Source organism: Sphingomonas sp. CFBP 13714, assembly GCF_014842205.1.
Lineage (GTDB): Bacteria > Pseudomonadota > Alphaproteobacteria > Sphingomonadales > Sphingomonadaceae > Sphingomonas > Sphingomonas aerolata.
In genome coordinates, this window is sequence record NZ_JACYVG010000004.1 from 142355 (window position 1) to 157949 (window position 15595).

The window sequence follows — 15595 nt, forward strand, 5'->3', positions numbered from 1 at the left end:
AACGTTCGCGCTTACTTCAGCTTCGCGGCCGTCTCGGCGATCCGCTTGCCCTGATAGCGCGCACCGTCGAGTTCGACGCTGCTCGGCATCCGGCTGCCATCGCCATCGGAGATCGTCGTCGCGCCGTAGGGCGAGCCGCCCTTGACCGCGTCGACGCCCATCTGCCCCTGGAAGCCATAGTCCAGACCGACGATCGTCATGCCGTGATGGAGCAGGTTGGTCAGGATCGAGAACAACGTCGTCTCCTGCCCGCCATGCTGGCTCGCGGTCGAGGTGAACGCACCGCCGACCTTGCCGACCAGCGCGCCGGAGAACCACAGGCCACCGGTCGTGTCCCAGAAAGACGCCATCTGCGCAGGCATCCGCCCGAACCGGGTCGGTGCACCGACGATGATCGCGTCATAGTCCTTCAGTGCATCGGGGCCCTCGATCTCGGCATGCGCGCTGTCGGTCTTGAAATGCGCCGACTCGACGACCGCCTGCGGTGCGGTCTCGGCGACCCGGCGGATGTCGACTTCCGCGCCGCCCCCGCGCGCGCCTTCGGCGACGGCATCCGCCATCTGCTCGATATGGCCGTAGGACGAATAATAGAGAACCAGAACCTTGGTCATGTCAGTCTCCTCAAAGGCAGACCATCCCGGCACAGGCCGGAATGGTCATAGGATGATCGGTAAAATTACTCGGAATCCACCAGAACGATCTCGGCCTCGTCGAGTGCCGTGATCCGCACCGTCCGGCCGCCCGAAAGCGCCGCACCGTCGCGCGTGTTGATGGTCTCGTCGTCGATCGTGATCGCGCCGGTCGCCGGGACAAGATAGGCGTGACGCCCCTCGCCCACAGCATAGTCGACACTGTCGCCCGCCTTCAGCGTCGCGGCCAGCACCCGCGCGTTCGCCCGGATCGGCAGCGCGTCACCGTCGTCGGCAAAGCCGCTTGCCAGCGTCACGAACTGCCCCGAGCGCTCGCCCTTGGGGAACGGCTTTGCACCCCAGCTCGGCGAACCACCCTTGCGGCTGGGCTCGATCCAGATCTGGAAGATCGTCGTCGTCTCGGGCTCCAGATTATATTCGGCATGGCGGACGCCCGAACCGGCACTCATCACCTGGACGTCGCCGGCCTCGGTGCGGCCCTTGTTGCCAAGCGAGTCCTGATGCGTGATCGCACCGCTACGGACATAGGTGATGATCTCCATGTCCTGGTGCGGATGCGGCGGAAAGCCCGAATTGGCGGCGATCTGGTCGTCGTTCCAGACGCGGATCGCGCCCCAGCCCATCCGGGCGGGGTCATAATAGCTCGCGAACGAGAAATGGTGCCGCGCATTCAGCCAGCCATGATCGGCATGGCCCAGGCTGTCGAAGGGGCGGCGGTCTACGGTATTGAGAGTCGTGGTCGTCATGAGAGGTCTCCACTTGTTGCCACCAAGATAGACACTGGCATCGCACCGTAAATAGAAACGCTGGAAACCGATCGTTTCGATTGCTAGCAAACGTGACCGCTGCGGAGAGTGAATGATGCGCCTTCCCGACCTCGAAGCCTGGGCGATCTTTGCCAGCGTCGTCGAACATCGCTCGTTCAGCGCCGCCGCCGACGCGATCGGACTGAGCAAGGCGACCGTATCCAAGGCGATTACCCGGCTCGAGGCGCATCTCGGCCAGTCGCTGTTTCATCGCACCTCGCGCCGGCTCGCGCTGACCGAGGCGGGTAAGCCGCTTGCCGAGCACGCCGCGCGGATCCTCGGCGAAGCGCGCCTCGCAGAGGAATCGGCGAACGATGCCGCAAGCGCGCCGACGGGTCGCGTGAGGCTGGCGGCGCCGATGAGTTTCGGCATCACCAATGTCGCGCCGCTGCTGGCCGAGTTCCTGGCAGCGCATCCCGGCATCGAGATCGACCTGCATCTGTCCGACGCGCGAGTCGACATCGTCGCCGAAGGGTTCGACGTGGCGCTGCGGATCGCCGAGCTGCCTGACAGTTCGCTGCGCGCGCGACGGCTGTGCAGCATCCAGGCGCACACCGTCGCCGCGCCTGCCTATCTGGCGGCGCACGGAACGCCGACGCATCCCGCGCAGCTCGGCGAGCACCGCCTGATCGGCTATTCGAACGTCGTCGGTCCCTGGCGGTTTCAGCGCCCCGGTGAAAGCGACGTTTCGGTACGGCTGCAGGGTCAGCTCACCGCCAATAGCGGCGAGGCGGTCGTCCCGGCGCTCGTCGCCGGTCTCGGCATCGCGCGGTTGCCCCATTTCATCATCGAGGCGCAGCTCGCGTCCGGGGCGCTGGTGACGCTGCTCGACGACTGGGCGCCCGCACCGATCGGCCTCCACCTGCTCACCCCACCCAGTCCGCTCCGCCCGGCCCGGGTCGAGGCGCTCATCGCGTTCCTCGGCGCGCGGCTTCGCGACCCCGGCTGAACCGCGCTGGCTGGACCCCGACGGAACCCCCGACGAAACCCCCGACGGAACAATGCCCGTCGCCAGGCTATTGCTGTGCGTCACCACGGAAGGATGTCGATGCTCCCCTACCAGACCGCGCCCCGGACCCGCCGCGCATGACCGGCGCGATCCATCCCGCCCCGCCGACCACACTCGTCATCTTCGGTGCGATGGGCGACCTGACCCGCCGATTGCTGATGCCCGCGCTGACCAACATGACCCGGCTCGGCATGATCGGTGACGATTTCTCGGTTCTCGGGATCGGCATCGAACCCGGCGACGACGACACGCTGCGCACCGCGCTCGCCACCTTTCGCGCCAGCGCTCCCACGGCGCATGCCTCGCCCGAGCAGGAGGCCGCCTGGGACCGGTTGCAGGCGCGCGTCCAGTATATGCAGGGCGATTTCACGCAGGACGACGTCTATGCACGGCTGAGCGACCGGCTCTCGGGCAACGCCGCCTTCTATCTCGCGGTGCCCGCGCGATTCTTCGGCGACATCGTCGATCGGCTCGCGGCCAACGGGCTGACGCATGAGAGCAAATCGGCGTTTCGCCGAATCGCGATCGAGAAGCCGTTCGGCCACGACCTCGCCTCCGCGCAGGCGCTGAACGCGCGCATCCTGTCGCACGTCGCCGAGACGCAGATCTACCGGATCGACCATTTCCTCGGCAAGGAAACCGTCCAGAACATCATGACCGCGCGCTTTGCGAACATGATGATCGAACGGGTCTGGAATGCCGACTGTATCGCGCATGTCCAGATCACCGCCGCCGAGACCGTCGACGTCGGCACGCGCGGTGCGTTCTACGACGCGACGGGCGCATTGCGCGACATGGTCCCGAACCATCTGTTCCAGTTGCTGGCGATGGTCGCGATGGAGCCCCCTGCGAGTTTCGACGCGGAGGCCATCCGCAACGAAAAGGGCAAGGTGCTGAAAGCCGTTCGGGCTTATTCACCCGCCAAGGCACGCCGCAACGGCGTCCGCGGCGCCTATGGCGCGGGGACGATCGGCGAGCGCGCCGTCCCCGCCTTCACTGCATCGCCCGACATTTCCCCCGACAGCACCACCGAGACCTATGTCGCGCTGAAGCTGATGGTCGACACGTGGCGCTGGGCGGGCGTGCCCTTCTACCTTCGCACCGGCAAGGCGATGGAGATTCGCGATACCGAGGTCGTGATCACCTTCAAGCCCGTGCCGTTCGCACAGTTTCACGCGACCGCCGCCGAGAAGCTGCCGCCCAACCGCCTGATCATCCAGATTCAGCCCGACGAGGGGCTCAGCATGGACATCAACATCAAGCGCCCCGGGCTCGAGGTCGACACCGCGCCGATCGCGCTGGATTTCCGCTACGCCGACTCGTTCGATATCGGCGCGATGACCGGGTATGAGTCGCTGATCCACGATCTGTTCGCGGGCGACCAGACGCTGTTCCAGCGCGCCGACGCGATCGAGGCGGGATGGGCCGCGGTCCAGCCGTTTCTCGACGCATGGGCAAGCGAAGGCGCACCCGACACTTACGCCGCGGGTACGACCGGACCGGCGGCGGCAGACGAACTGCTCGCGCGCGACGGGTTTGCCTGGCACACACTCGACCCGGCGAAGACGTGAGCCCGCGCCGCGACTCGCTTGCCGGGCTCTGATCACGGAGTTTTGGTCGGTTCCGTACCAAGAGTTCGTATAACGCTCTCATTTAAGACGGAATTAACCTTTTGCTTTCAGATGTTCTTTGGTTAATGAATCAACGGCGGATCGCTTAGCAGGGGCTGGCGTTTTCGCTAAACGGGGGACAACCCATGCGCGTGCTGCTGATCGAGGATGAGCCTACCACCGCCAAGGCCATTGAGCTTATGCTCACGACCGAGGGCTTCAACGTGTACATCACCGATCTGGGCGAAGAGGGCCTCGATCTTGGCAAGCTGTATGATTACGACATCATCCTGCTCGATTTGAACTTGCCCGACATGCACGGCTATGATGTTCTGAAGCGTCTTCGTGTCGCGCGTGTTGCGACGCCGGTGCTGATCCTGTCGGGCGTCAACGAAATGGACTCGAAGGTTCGCAGCTTCGGGTTCGGCGCGGACGATTACGTCACCAAGCCGTTCCACCGTGAAGAACTCGTCGCGCGGATCCATGCCGTCGTGCGCCGTTCGAAGGGCCATTCGCAGTCGGTCATCCGCACCGGCAAGCTCGCAGTCAATCTTGATGCCAAGACGGTCGAAGTCGATGGCAGCCGCGTCCACCTGACCGGCAAGGAATATGCGATGCTCGAGCTGCTCTCGCTGCGCAAGGGCACCACGCTCACCAAGGAAATGTTCCTCAACCACCTCTATGGCGGGATGGACGAGCCTGAACTCAAGATCATCGACGTCTTCATCTGCAAGCTGCGCAAGAAGCTCAGCCTGGCGTGCGACGGCGAAAACTACATCGAGACGGTCTGGGGCCGCGGCTACGTCCTGCGCGAACCCGACGAGATGGTCGAAGCGCAAGTCGCCTGATCTGCTCGGCTGCGCGACCCAAAGGCCAAGGTCGCGCCGCTTCACTCCACAGGTTTAGGCTTGCAACCTTGCCTGATGGTGTCAGTTTAGTCTTCATCGGAGGTGTTCCATGAAGACTATCCTGCTCGCTGTCGCACTGATTGCCTGTTCTGCGGCTGCTTCTGCGCAACTTGGCGTTCCTGGCCCCAGCGGCTTGATAGGTACCAGCGCGCCGTTTCCCGGAAATCCCGGCTGGACGCCGCGCACGAACATTTCGCCCCCGTCGATCACGCCGACGATGCGACGCGAGCGCGAGGCGCGGTTGCAGCTCGTCCTGGCGACCTTCCCCGACCTGCCGACCACTCTCGCAGCGGCACCGCCCCGCCAGCGGGCTGCGCTCTACGCGAAGGCCGAACACAAGGCGGTCTGGGCGCGGATCAACGCGCGCGCATCGAAGGACGCCAGCGGCGACCTTTGAGGCTACCGGCCGGCTATTTCCGAACCCAGACCTTCTCGCCCCCGATCCAGGTCTCGGCAACCTTGATTGCCCGCAGTTCGGTCGGTGAAGCGATCATCGGATCGCGGTCGACGACGATGAAGTCCGCGCGCTGTCCGGCGGCGAGCGCGCCGAACTTCGTCTCGGCAAACCCCGCATAGGCGGCGGCGCCGGTCATCGCCCACCACGCCTGTTCGCGCGAGACGAGCTCCTGCGGCTGCCACCCGCCCTGCGGCTGGCCGCTTGCATCCTGCCGGGTGAACGCCGCGGCCCAGGTGGCGAACGGATCGGGCTTCTCGACCGGGAAATCTGTACCAAAGGCGAGCTTCGACCCGTTCGCCAGCATCGACTTCCATGCATAGGCGCCGGTCAGCCGCCCTGGCCCGAGCCGCGCTTCCGCCATCGTCCGGTCGCTGGTCTGGTGCGTCGGCTGCATCGAGGCGATCGTGCCGAACTTGCCGAAGCGCGGCAGGTCGGCGGGATCGACGATCTGCGCATGCTCGACACGCCAGCGACGATCGCCCTTGTAGGTCTCGCTCTCGACCTGGATCGCGTCGAGCACCTGCTGGTCCGCCCGATCGCCGATCGCATGCACCGCGACCTGGAACCCGTCCATCGCCGCGCGGCTCATCTGGTTCTGGAGCTGCGCATCGGTCAGGAAGCCCAGCCCGGTCTGCCCCGGCGCATCGGCATAAGGCTTCAGCAGCCACGCGCCGCGCGAGCCGAGCGCGCCATCGGCATAGAGCTTCACCCCGCCCATCCGCAGATGGTCGTCATACAGCCACGGCGTCGGCCCCTTGCCGCCGATCCGCCCCGCGGTCTCGACGCCGAGCGCATAGCTCATGATCCGGACGCGCAACCCACCGATATCCGCCATCCGCCGATAGGTCAGCCAGTCGTCGAGCGTGGTGCCCATGTCGGCGACCGCGGTCACGCCGTACCCCAGCAGGATCCGCTGCGCGGTCAGGAAGGCCGCATCGCGCTCCTTGGGCAAAGGCTGCGGCACGACCTTCTCCACCAGCGATTGCGCGGCATCGACGAACACGCCCGACGGCGCGCCGCCGCTCTTCTCGATCCGCCCGCCCGCCGGGGCGACCGTGGCGCCGGTGATTCCCGCCTCGCGCATCGCGACACGGTTCGCCCAGCCGGCATGGCCGTCCGCGCGCGACAGCCAGATCGGATGGCCGCCCGACACCGAGTCGAGATCCGCGGCGGTCGGGAACCGCCCGAGCCCCCAGGCTTCCTGGTTCCAGCCGCGGCCGAGCACCCATTTGCGATCGGGATTGGCCGCGACATAGGCCGCGATCCGCGACTTCGCGTCGTCGAGCGAGGTCGCGGCCGACAAATCGAGCGACAGCGCGCCGAAGCCAAGCTCGATCACATGGCCATGCGCATCGACGAAGCCGGGCAGCACAGTCTTGCCGCCCATGTCGGTGCGCCAGTCATAGAGCGGCTTGCCCGCATTCTTTTTCAATTCCTTGCGGCTGAGCTTGGGGGGCTCCTCCCCCGGCGGCACCAGCCGGGTGACGCGGCCGTCCTTGTCGACCAGGATCGCCTTGAACCGAACGATCTTGCCGCCCTCGGTGATGGTCAGGCCGTTGACGTTGTCGACGATCCCGTCGGCCAGCGCCGGGGTGGCGAACAGCGACAGGGCGGCACTTGCGAACAGGACAGGCTTCACTTCGGCAATCTCCGCACCAACGCACTCGTATCCTGCCGCGCGCCGCCCATGGCCTGCACATCGGCATAGAATTGATCGACCAGCGCCGCGACTGGCAGAACGGCACCGTTGCGCCGCGCCTCGTCGAGCGCGAGCCCCAGATCCTTGCGCATCCAGTCGACCGCAAAGCCGAAGTCGAAGTCTTCCTTCGCCATCGTCGGCCAGCGATTGACCAACTGCCAGCTCTGCGCCGCGCCGCCCGAAATCGCCTCGAACACCTTGTCGAGGTCGAGCCCGGCATTCTGCGCGAAGCGGATCGATTCGGACACGCCCTGGATCACCCCGGCGATCGCGATCTGGTTGCACATCTTGGTTGTCTGGCCCGCGCCCGCGTCGCCGACATGCACGATGCGCGCGGCATAGGCCTGCATATACGGCTCGGCCTTCGCCATGGCGTCGGCGGAACCGCCGCACATGATCGACAATTTGCCGTTCTCGGCCCCCGCCTGCCCGCCCGACACCGGCGCATCCACCACAAGCGCGCGGGCGTCCGCCAAGCGGCGCGCGATCGCGGCGGAGACGGTCGTATGGTCGACGAACACCGCATCGTCGCGCATCGCCGCGAACGCGCCGTCCTCACCCAATGTCACTGCCGCCAGATCATCGTCATTGCCGACGCAGGTAAACACCGCATCCGCATCGCGCGCCGCCAGAGCAGGCGTGCCCGCGACCGATCCGCCATATTTATCGGCCCATGCCAAAGCCTTGGCCTGGGAGCGATTATATACGGTGACGTCGTGCCCTGCCGCGACGAGATGCCCCGCCATCGGCGCGCCCATCACGCCAGTCCCGATGAATGCCAGTTTTGCCATGGATCAAGCGCATAAGCGGTGTTTCCCCTGCGCGCCAGATGGTCTAGCGCAACGCCTATGGCTACCCTCGCTGCCGTAGCGGCACCCACCCTTCCCGTGTCCATCGACGACGTTCGCGCCGCGCATGACCGGATCCGCGCCTCGATCGTCCGCACGCCGACGCTGATCAGCCGCACGCTGAGCCAGATGACCGGCGCGACGGTCTATCTGAAGTTCGAGAATCTTCAGTTCACCGCGGCCTACAAGGAACGCGGCGCGCTCAACACGCTGTTGCAGCTGTCGCCCGAAGCGTGCGCAAAGGGCGTGATCGCCGCGTCGGCGGGCAATCACGCACAGGGTCTTGCCTATCACGCCAACCGGCTCGGAATCCCCGCGACGATCGTCATGCCGACCAACACGCCGACCGTGAAGGTCACGCAGACCGAAGGGCATGGCGCCAAGGTCGTGCTGTTCGGCGACACCTTCGACGCCGCCTATGCGCATGCCCGCATCCTCGAGGGCGAATGCGGTTTCACCTTCGTCCATCCGTTCGACGACGCCCGCGTCATCGCCGGCCAGGGCACCACCGCGATCGAGATGCTCGAGGACGTGCCCGACATCGACATGATGGTCGTCCCGATCGGCGGCGGCGGCCTGATCTCGGGCGTCGCGACCGTGACGCGGGCGAATGCCGCGCAGGGCGGTCACGCGATCGAGGTGGTCGGCGTCGAGGCCGAGCTGTTCCCGTCGATGTACAACCGCATCAACGGGACGACGATGCCTTGCGCCGGCGACACGCTGGCCGAGGGGATCGCGGTCAAGGAGCCCGGCGGCATCACCTCGAAGATGGTCGCCGAACTCGTCGACGACATCGTCCTGGTCAGCGAGCGCAGCCTCGAGATGGCGGTCAGCCTGCTGCTCCAGATCGAGAAGACCGTGGTCGAGGGCGCCGGTGCCGCCGGCCTCGCCGCGCTGCTCCAGCATCCCGAGCGCTTCAAGGGGCGGACCGTCGGGATCATCCTGTGCGGCGGCAATATCGACACGCGGCTGCTCGCCAACGTCCTGCTGCGCGATCTCGCACGCTCGGGCCGGCTCGCACGGTTGCGCATCCGCCTGCAGGATCAGCCCGGCGCGCTGTACAACGTCGCCCGGATCTTCGATCAGGAGCGGGTGAACATCATCGAGGTGTATCATCAGCGCGTCTTCACGACGCTGCCGGCAAAGGGGCTGATCACCGATATCGAATGCGAGGCCCGCGATCGTGCGCATCTCGATCGGCTGGTCACCGCGCTGAAGGCGGCGGGCTATGAGACGAGCACCGTCGAACTGGCCTGATCCCCGGCCAACGCCGCCGGAATTTCTTTTACCACCGTGGGCCGCCCCACTTTCCAGCGGCCCGCACAGGAATCATATACCGCCCGCGCCTTGAGAGCGCTGAAGCCGAGAGAGGGGCACTTCGCGATGACTGCGCCTTTTCGGTTTCCCCGGTTCTTCGTCACTAGCCCCGGCCCCTGCCCCTATCTGCCCGATCGGGAGGAGCGGAAGGTCTTCACCGAGCTGAACGGCCCGCATGCGGTCGAGCTCAACGACGCGCTGAGCCGGATCGGGTTTCGACGGAGCCAGGGCGTCGCCTATCGGCCGAGCTGCACCGGCTGCAGCGCCTGTGTATCGGTGCGCGTCGTGACGCCGGAATTCACGCCCAACGCGACGCAGCGCAAGATGCTCAAGCGGCACGGCGACATCACCGCAACCATCTGCCGCGCATGGGCGACCGACGAGCAGTTCCAGCTGTTGCGCCGCTATCTGTCGGCGCGTCACCCGGACGGCGGCATGGCCGGGATGGATGAGGACGATTATGCCGACATGGTCGAGCATTCGCCCGTCGACTCGCTGATCGTCGAGTATCGCGAACCGGGCATCGGCGGCGCCCCGGGCCGGCTGGTCGGCGCCTGCCTTACCGATCGCCAGGCCGACGGACTGTCGATGATCTACAGCTTCTTCGCAGCGGACGACGCATCGCGGCCGGGCTTCGGCAACTACATCATAATCGACCACATCCTGCGCGCACGCGGTGCGGGGCTACCCTATGTCTATCTGGGCTATTGGGTGAAGGGATCGGGCCGGATGGAATACAAGATACGGTACCGCCCGATCGAGGCGCTTGGCCCGGGCGGATGGAGCCGCCTGAGCGAAGAGGACCTGCTGGCGGCCGCCCCCGGGCCGGGCCCCGGGCAGCGCGAGGACTAGTCGCCGACGGTTACTGGCCGTCCCGCGACACGACGACATCGACCTCCAACCGCTCGCCGCCCTCGCCCAGCCGCGAGCCTGCCACCGGCGCGGCCCCTGCGGCATCGAGCGCGACCGCGACCCGGACGTGATGCTCTTCTGGACAGTCGCCGGTGAACGGGTCGAAACCGATCCAGCCCAGCCCGTCAACATGCGCCTCGGCCCAGCCATGCGGCGTCGGACGGTGATCATCCTCGCGTTCGGTCAGAAGATAGCCCGACACATAGCGCGCCGGCGCCCCCAGCGAACGCGCGGCGACGATGAACATCTGCGCAAAGTCGCGCGAGGTGGCGCTGTCGAGCCGGAACGCCGCCGCCGCGCCGAGGTTTGGCTCGGGACGGCCGGGATTGGCGGCAAAGCGTTCGTGCAAGGCCTCGTTCACCCGGTGCAGCGCGCCGATCCGGCCCTGCGCGGGCGTCGCGACGCGTGCAGCGAAGTCGGCAATGGCCTTGTCCTGCGCGGTGGTCTCGGTGGGCCGGAGGAACAGCGCCGGCGGCAGCACCTCATAAGCGCCGTGGACGACGCCGTCGGAATGGCTGGTCAACACCTCGCCCGTGACATCGATCTCGATCCCGTCGATCGGCCCGTCGATGTAGAGCATCGTGATGGCATTGCCGAACCCGTCGCGCCCCTGCCGCAGCCGGGCATCGCAGTCGATATCGATCCGCCACTGCGCGACCGTCTGGTCATGCGTGTTCTGCGGGGTCATGCGGAGCATCTGGACGAGGCGGCTCTGCGGCTCGGTGAAGCGATAGATCGTGCGGTGATCGACCGACAACCGCATCAAAGGAACTTGAACTGCCGGCCGATCGCGCCGTGGAGCAGCGCATTTTCCTGGATGAAGGCCTGCAGATACTGGTGCAGGCCGGATGCGATCACCTCGCCGGATCGGGTTCGCCCCAGCCGCGAGGCACGGAGCCGCGCCATCCGGTCCGCCTCGCCATGCTGGCCGGTGCGTTTCGCAAGCAGATTGAGCACGTCCACCGTCTCCTCGACCGAGGCTGCAAGACTACGCGGCAACTCCGCGCGCGCCAGCAACAAATCGATCACGTCGGCCGGCCGAAGGCCGTCATTGTACATCCAGCGATAGGCGGTCACCGCCGACACCGTCTGCAATATGGTCGTCCACTGGTCGCGATCGATCGCGCCGCCCAGTTTCTGTCCCTCCGGCAGCAGAATATGATATTTGACGTCGAGCAGCCGCGCGGTGTTGTCCGCGCGCTCGACCGCCTGGCCGAGCCGGATGAACCAGGTCGTCTGATTGCGCAGCATGCGGTGGATCGCACCTTCGAACCCGCGCGTCTCGGTCTTGACCGCCTCGACCAGGTTGAGCTGCGCGGTCGTGCTGCCGGGGGTCGCGCGGTTTTCGAACAACAGCCACGCACGGTTGATCGCGGTCCATGATTCCCGCGTCAGCGCGGTCCGCACCGCCTTGGCATTGTTGCGCGCCATGTCGAGGCAGCGGACGATCGATCCCGGATGGCTGGCGTCGAGCGTCAGAAAGCGCACCACGTCGCGCTGCCCGACCGGCACCCCGGTCTTGGCAAAGGCCTCGTCGGTCTCGGTGACCGCCAGCGCCGATGCCCAGGCCGCCTCGCCCGCAGGCTGCGACGACAGCACGTCGAGGCGCACCGTCGCCTCGACCAACCGCGCGATGAAATCGGCACGTTCGAAATAGCGTCCCAGCCAATAGAGGGACGAGGCGGTCCTCGACAGCATCAGGACTGTGCCTCCGGCCCGGGCATGCCTTCGCCGAGGGTCTGCGTCATCCCGCCCAGCGTCTGCGTCATGCCGCCCCCCCCCATGCGCTGCGATTGATCCGCCATCAGGACGAAGCTGTCCTTCGTGCCGCCACCCTGGCTTGAATTCACAACCAACGATCCCTGCTTCAGCGCGACGCGGGTCAGCCCGCCAGGCACGACCTGAACGCCCTTCGACCCGGTCAGCACGAACGGCCGGAAATCGACATGCCGCGGGCACAGCCCGGATTCGGCCATCGTCGGTACGGTCGACAGCGCGAGCGTCGGTTGCGCGATATAGCGATGCGGCTCGGCGATCAGCGCAGCACGGAAATCCTCGATCTCCTGCTTCGTCGCGGTCGGTCCGACCAGCATGCCATAACCACCCGAACCGTCGACCAGCTTGACGACGACGTCCTCGAGATTGTCGAGGACATATTTCAGCGCCTGGGGCTCGCGGCACCGCCACGTCTCGACATTGGGCAGCTTGCACTCGCCGCCCGAATAGAATTTCACGATGTCGGGCATGTAGCTGTAGATCGCCTTGTCGTCGGCGATGCCGTTGCCCGGCGCGTTGATGATCGCGACATTGCCCGCGGCATAGGCAGCGATCAGCCCCGGCACGCCAAGCGCGCTGTCAGGACGGAACACGAGCGGGTCGAGATAATCGTCATCGATCCGGCGATAGATCACATCGACCTTCACGCGGCCCGCGATCGTCCGCATCCACACGACATCGTCGTCGACGACCAGATCAGCCGCCTCGACCAGTTCGACGCCCATCGTATCGGCGAGGAAGCTGTGCTCGTAATAGGCCGAGTTATAATGCCCCGGCGTCAGCACGACGCAGGTCGGTGCGCTGACGCCGTGCGGCGCGACCGACTTCATCGTCTCGAGCAGCCGATCGGGATAACTGTCGACCGCCGCGACGCGGAACTCGCGGAACAGCTCGGGGCACAGCCGCAGCATCGCCTCGCGATTCTCGAGCATGTAGCTGACCCCCGAGGGCGTCCGCGCATTGTCCTCGAGCACGAAGAAGTCGTCGGGCCCGGTGCGTACCAGATCGATCCCGCAGATATGCGCCCAAACCCCGTGCGGCGGGCGCATCCCGGCGATTTCGGGACGGAACTGCGCATTGCCCATGACGAGATCCTCGGGGAGGATCCCTTCCTTCAGGATGCGCCGTTCGCCATAGATATCCTCGAGGAACGCATTGATCGCCTCGACGCGCTGGACGAGCCCTTCGGACAGCCGCGTCCATTCGTCATGCAGGAACACCCGCGGTACGATGTCGAACGGGATGATCCGCTCGGCCGCCTCGTTCTCGCCATAGACGGCAAAGGTAATGCCGAGCTGCCGAAACGTCGTTTCAGCCGCCTGCTGACGACGCCGCAACTCGGCGTCGGGCGTCTCCTCGATCCAGCGGCCCAGAGCGGCCAGTTCGGGACGGACGCGGGTATCACCCGGTGCCCCCATGATTTCGTCGAACGCTTGTTTCCCCATCGAAATGGTAAATTCCCCATCAAGCGTTGCGGTTCCATGCTGCAACGCTTCACCGCGCTGCACAAGCCGGATTAGACGCCCAGCCCCGCCAGCAGCGCCGGGGTGAGCACCTGCGGCAGGACGGTCGGCTCGGCCGCTCCCGGCGCATAATAGAGATAGAGCGGCACGCCGGCGCGGTTATGCGCCTCGATGAAGCGGCCCATAACGGGGTCGCCATCGGTCCAGTCGCCGATCAGCACCGCGACCTTGTTCTTGGCGAACGCGTCGCGAACCGTGGCGGTCTCGATCGCCGCCTTCTCGTTGACCTTGCACGTCAGGCACCAGTCGGCGGTGAAATAGACGAACACACCGCGCTTCTCGGCGCGCAGCGCGGCAAGCTTCGACTCGCTGAACGCCTCGTCGCCGGCGACCGCCGTCTTGGCCGCGGCCGGCGGCGCGCGGGCGATGACGACCGCACTGCCGACGAACACGATCGCCAGCGCGGCAAGCGTCGCTGCGCCGAACGCCTTGCCCTTGCGCTGCCGGGTGCCGCCAACCCACAGCACCGCGCCGATCGCCAGCACTGCGACGAGCGCGAGCGTCAGGCTGTCGACGCCGGTCTGGCGGCCCAGCACCCAGGCGAGTGCGATCGCGGTCAGGAACATCGGCACCGACAGGACATGCCGGAACGTCTCCATCCAGACGCCGGGCTTGGGCAGACAGCGCCGCCACGCGGGTACGAAGCCGATTGCGAGAAACGGCAGCGACAGCCCGAGTCCCAGCCCGGCGAACACCGCCATCGCCGCGGGCCAGGGCAGCACGAGCGCCGCGCCCAGCGCTGCACCCATGAACGGCCCGGTGCACGGCGTCGCGATGAATGCGGCCAGCGCGCCGGTCGCAAACGCGCCGCTCGCACCGCTCTCGCCCGCGAATCGGGGCGTCGGCACCTCGAACAGCCCGGCCAGGTTGAACGCGATCGCGGTGCTCAGCAGCAGCAGCACGATGATCGCCGCGGGATGCTGCAACTGGAACGCCCAGCCGACCGCAGACCCGCCCGCACGCAGCGCGAGGATCGCCGCGCCAAGGCCGAGGCACACCAGCACGACGCCCGCGGTATAGGCGAGCGCCTCGTGCCGCGCCTCGCGTTCGCTGGCGCCACCGCGCGCGAGGCTGAGCGCCTTCAGGCTCAGGATCGGGAAGACGCAGGGCATGATGTTGAGGATCAGCCCGCCGAGCACCGCGCCCGCAAACGCCACCAGTGCGGTCGCCCACACCCCGCCCGCATTATCCGATGGCCCCGCCGCAACGACCCCGGGCGCGGCGCTGACCGCGAGCCCCTGCGCGTCGCCGATCCGCAGCACACCCTCGATCGGCGCATTGGCCTTGCCATTGGCCGCCAGTCGCGTCGCGATCGTCAGCGTATCGCCCGACCGCGTCACGGTCTGGCGCGCGCCATTGTCGATCACGCCGGTGGTGAGGGGGAAGAAATAGGCGTCCTTTGCCCTGGCCCCGGCGGGGAACGGCACCGCGACACGCAGCACGCCCTGGTCGACCGCATAGGTCGCGCCCGCATCGAGCGGCTTGGGGATCGCCCGCCGCCAGTCGGCAAAGGCGCTCGCCTGCGACGGCGCGCCGTCACCGATCGTCAGGTCGAGCGAGAGCGCCTGCTCCTCGGGCACGCAGATCGTCGCCGAACAGACCAGATAAGACGTCTTCAGCCGGATCGGCAGCTTGGCGCCCGCCGCCAGCCCCGCCGGCACCTGGATCGTCACGAGCGGCGCATAGGGCGCCTCGTAGACATAGTTCATCAGCCCCGCGATCAGCAGCGTCGTCGGGACGGGCCATTCGGGCTGCCCCGCCGTCGCCCCGCGCGGCAGCGTCCAGTCGAACGTCGCGGGAAACCCCGCATCGCCCGGATTGGCCCAATAGCCATGCCAGCCCGTATCGGGAGTCGTTGCGATCGCGATGGTCAGCGGTGCGCCCGCTTTCGGATGGTCGCTTTCGGCAACGAGGCGCATGCTCAGATGCCGGCTCGACCCGTCGAGCGAGTCCGCCAGCGCCGGCGTCGCCACGAGGCTGCACAGCGCGAGCAGCATCGTCATCAGGACGCAACGTAAACTGCGCATGGCCATCCTTGTTTCGTTCATCGGCCACAGCCATAGCGAGGACGACACCGCAT

At 66.7% G+C, this 15595-nt stretch carries 14 protein-coding genes; 6 read left to right on the forward strand and 8 right to left on the reverse strand.

The annotated features are described in order from the left end of the window. Nucleotides 1-11: 11 nt before the first annotated feature. Both wrbA and IFT54_RS10845 read right to left on the reverse strand, forming a co-directional pair. Complete coding sequence (gene wrbA, locus IFT54_RS10840) at nucleotides 12-611, reverse strand: NAD(P)H:quinone oxidoreductase (protein WP_192070642.1); 600 nt, start codon at nucleotides 609-611, stop codon at nucleotides 12-14. Between the two features lie 65 nt (nucleotides 612-676). Further along, complete coding sequence (locus IFT54_RS10845) at nucleotides 677-1396, reverse strand: pirin family protein (protein WP_031439462.1); 720 nt, start codon at nucleotides 1394-1396, stop codon at nucleotides 677-679. Between the two features lie 115 nt (nucleotides 1397-1511). On the opposite strand from IFT54_RS10845, the gene IFT54_RS10850 reads away from it, so the two are divergent. From IFT54_RS10850 to IFT54_RS10865, 4 genes are all read left to right on the forward strand, one after another. Then, entirely contained in the window at nucleotides 1512-2405 is an 894-nt protein-coding gene (locus IFT54_RS10850; protein ID WP_031396651.1) for a LysR family transcriptional regulator, read from the forward strand. Between the two features lie 137 nt (nucleotides 2406-2542). Further along, the gene (gene zwf / locus IFT54_RS10855) at nucleotides 2543-4036 is read left to right on the forward strand and encodes a glucose-6-phosphate dehydrogenase (RefSeq protein ID WP_192070643.1); all 1494 of its coding nucleotides are present in this window, start codon (nucleotides 2543-2545) and stop codon (nucleotides 4034-4036) included. 185 nt (nucleotides 4037-4221) lie between these two features. Next, nucleotides 4222-4923, forward strand: coding sequence for a response regulator transcription factor CtrA (gene ctrA, locus IFT54_RS10860; protein WP_031396653.1), 702 nt, complete (start codon nucleotides 4222-4224; stop codon nucleotides 4921-4923). 109 nt (nucleotides 4924-5032) lie between these two features. Further along, the gene (locus IFT54_RS10865; RefSeq protein WP_192070644.1) at nucleotides 5033-5380 is read left to right on the forward strand and encodes a hypothetical protein; all 348 of its coding nucleotides are present in this window, start codon (nucleotides 5033-5035) and stop codon (nucleotides 5378-5380) included. 13 nt (nucleotides 5381-5393) lie between these two features. On the opposite strand, the gene IFT54_RS10870 is transcribed toward IFT54_RS10865, so the two are convergent. After that, nucleotides 5394-7079 (reverse strand): amidohydrolase family protein, encoded by a 1686-nt coding sequence (locus IFT54_RS10870; RefSeq protein WP_192070645.1) that lies wholly within the window; start codon nucleotides 7077-7079, stop codon nucleotides 5394-5396. Continuing rightward, nucleotides 7076-7930: an NAD(P)-dependent oxidoreductase gene (locus IFT54_RS10875; protein WP_192070646.1), complete on the reverse strand. Its 855-nt coding sequence runs from the start codon at nucleotides 7928-7930 to the stop codon at nucleotides 7076-7078. Before IFT54_RS10875 ends, IFT54_RS10870 begins: the two co-directional genes overlap by 4 nt. Nucleotides 7931-7987: 57 nt before the next feature. On the opposite strand from IFT54_RS10875, the gene IFT54_RS10880 reads away from it, so the two are divergent. Then, nucleotides 7988-9244 (forward strand): threonine ammonia-lyase, encoded by a 1257-nt coding sequence (locus IFT54_RS10880; RefSeq protein ID WP_031396659.1) that lies wholly within the window; start codon nucleotides 7988-7990, stop codon nucleotides 9242-9244. Nucleotides 9245-9370: 126 nt separating this feature from the next. Then, complete coding sequence (locus IFT54_RS10885) at nucleotides 9371-10156, forward strand: arginyltransferase (protein ID WP_192070647.1); 786 nt, start codon at nucleotides 9371-9373, stop codon at nucleotides 10154-10156. Nucleotides 10157-10166: 10 nt separating this feature from the next. Here the strand turns inward: IFT54_RS10885 and IFT54_RS10890 are convergent, their stop codons facing one another. The 4 genes from IFT54_RS10890 to IFT54_RS10905 form a co-directional block, all read right to left on the reverse strand. Beyond that, entirely contained in the window at nucleotides 10167-10979 is an 813-nt protein-coding gene (locus tag IFT54_RS10890; protein WP_037529934.1) for a transglutaminase family protein, read from the reverse strand. Continuing rightward, entirely contained in the window at nucleotides 10979-11914 is a 936-nt protein-coding gene (locus IFT54_RS10895) for an alpha-E domain-containing protein (RefSeq protein ID WP_031439469.1), read from the reverse strand. Before IFT54_RS10895 ends, IFT54_RS10890 begins: the two co-directional genes overlap by 1 nt. Further along, nucleotides 11914-13437 carry a circularly permuted type 2 ATP-grasp protein gene (locus IFT54_RS10900; protein WP_192008431.1) on the reverse strand — a complete coding sequence of 508 codons (1524 nt, stop codon included), beginning with the start codon at nucleotides 13435-13437 and terminating at the stop codon, nucleotides 11914-11916. The genes IFT54_RS10895 and IFT54_RS10900 overlap by 1 nt, the downstream gene beginning before the upstream one ends. Nucleotides 13438-13508: 71 nt before the next feature. After that, nucleotides 13509-15542, reverse strand: a complete 2034-nt coding sequence (locus IFT54_RS10905; protein WP_192070648.1) for a protein-disulfide reductase DsbD family protein — start codon at nucleotides 15540-15542, stop codon at nucleotides 13509-13511. Nucleotides 15543-15595 lie beyond the last annotated feature (53 nt).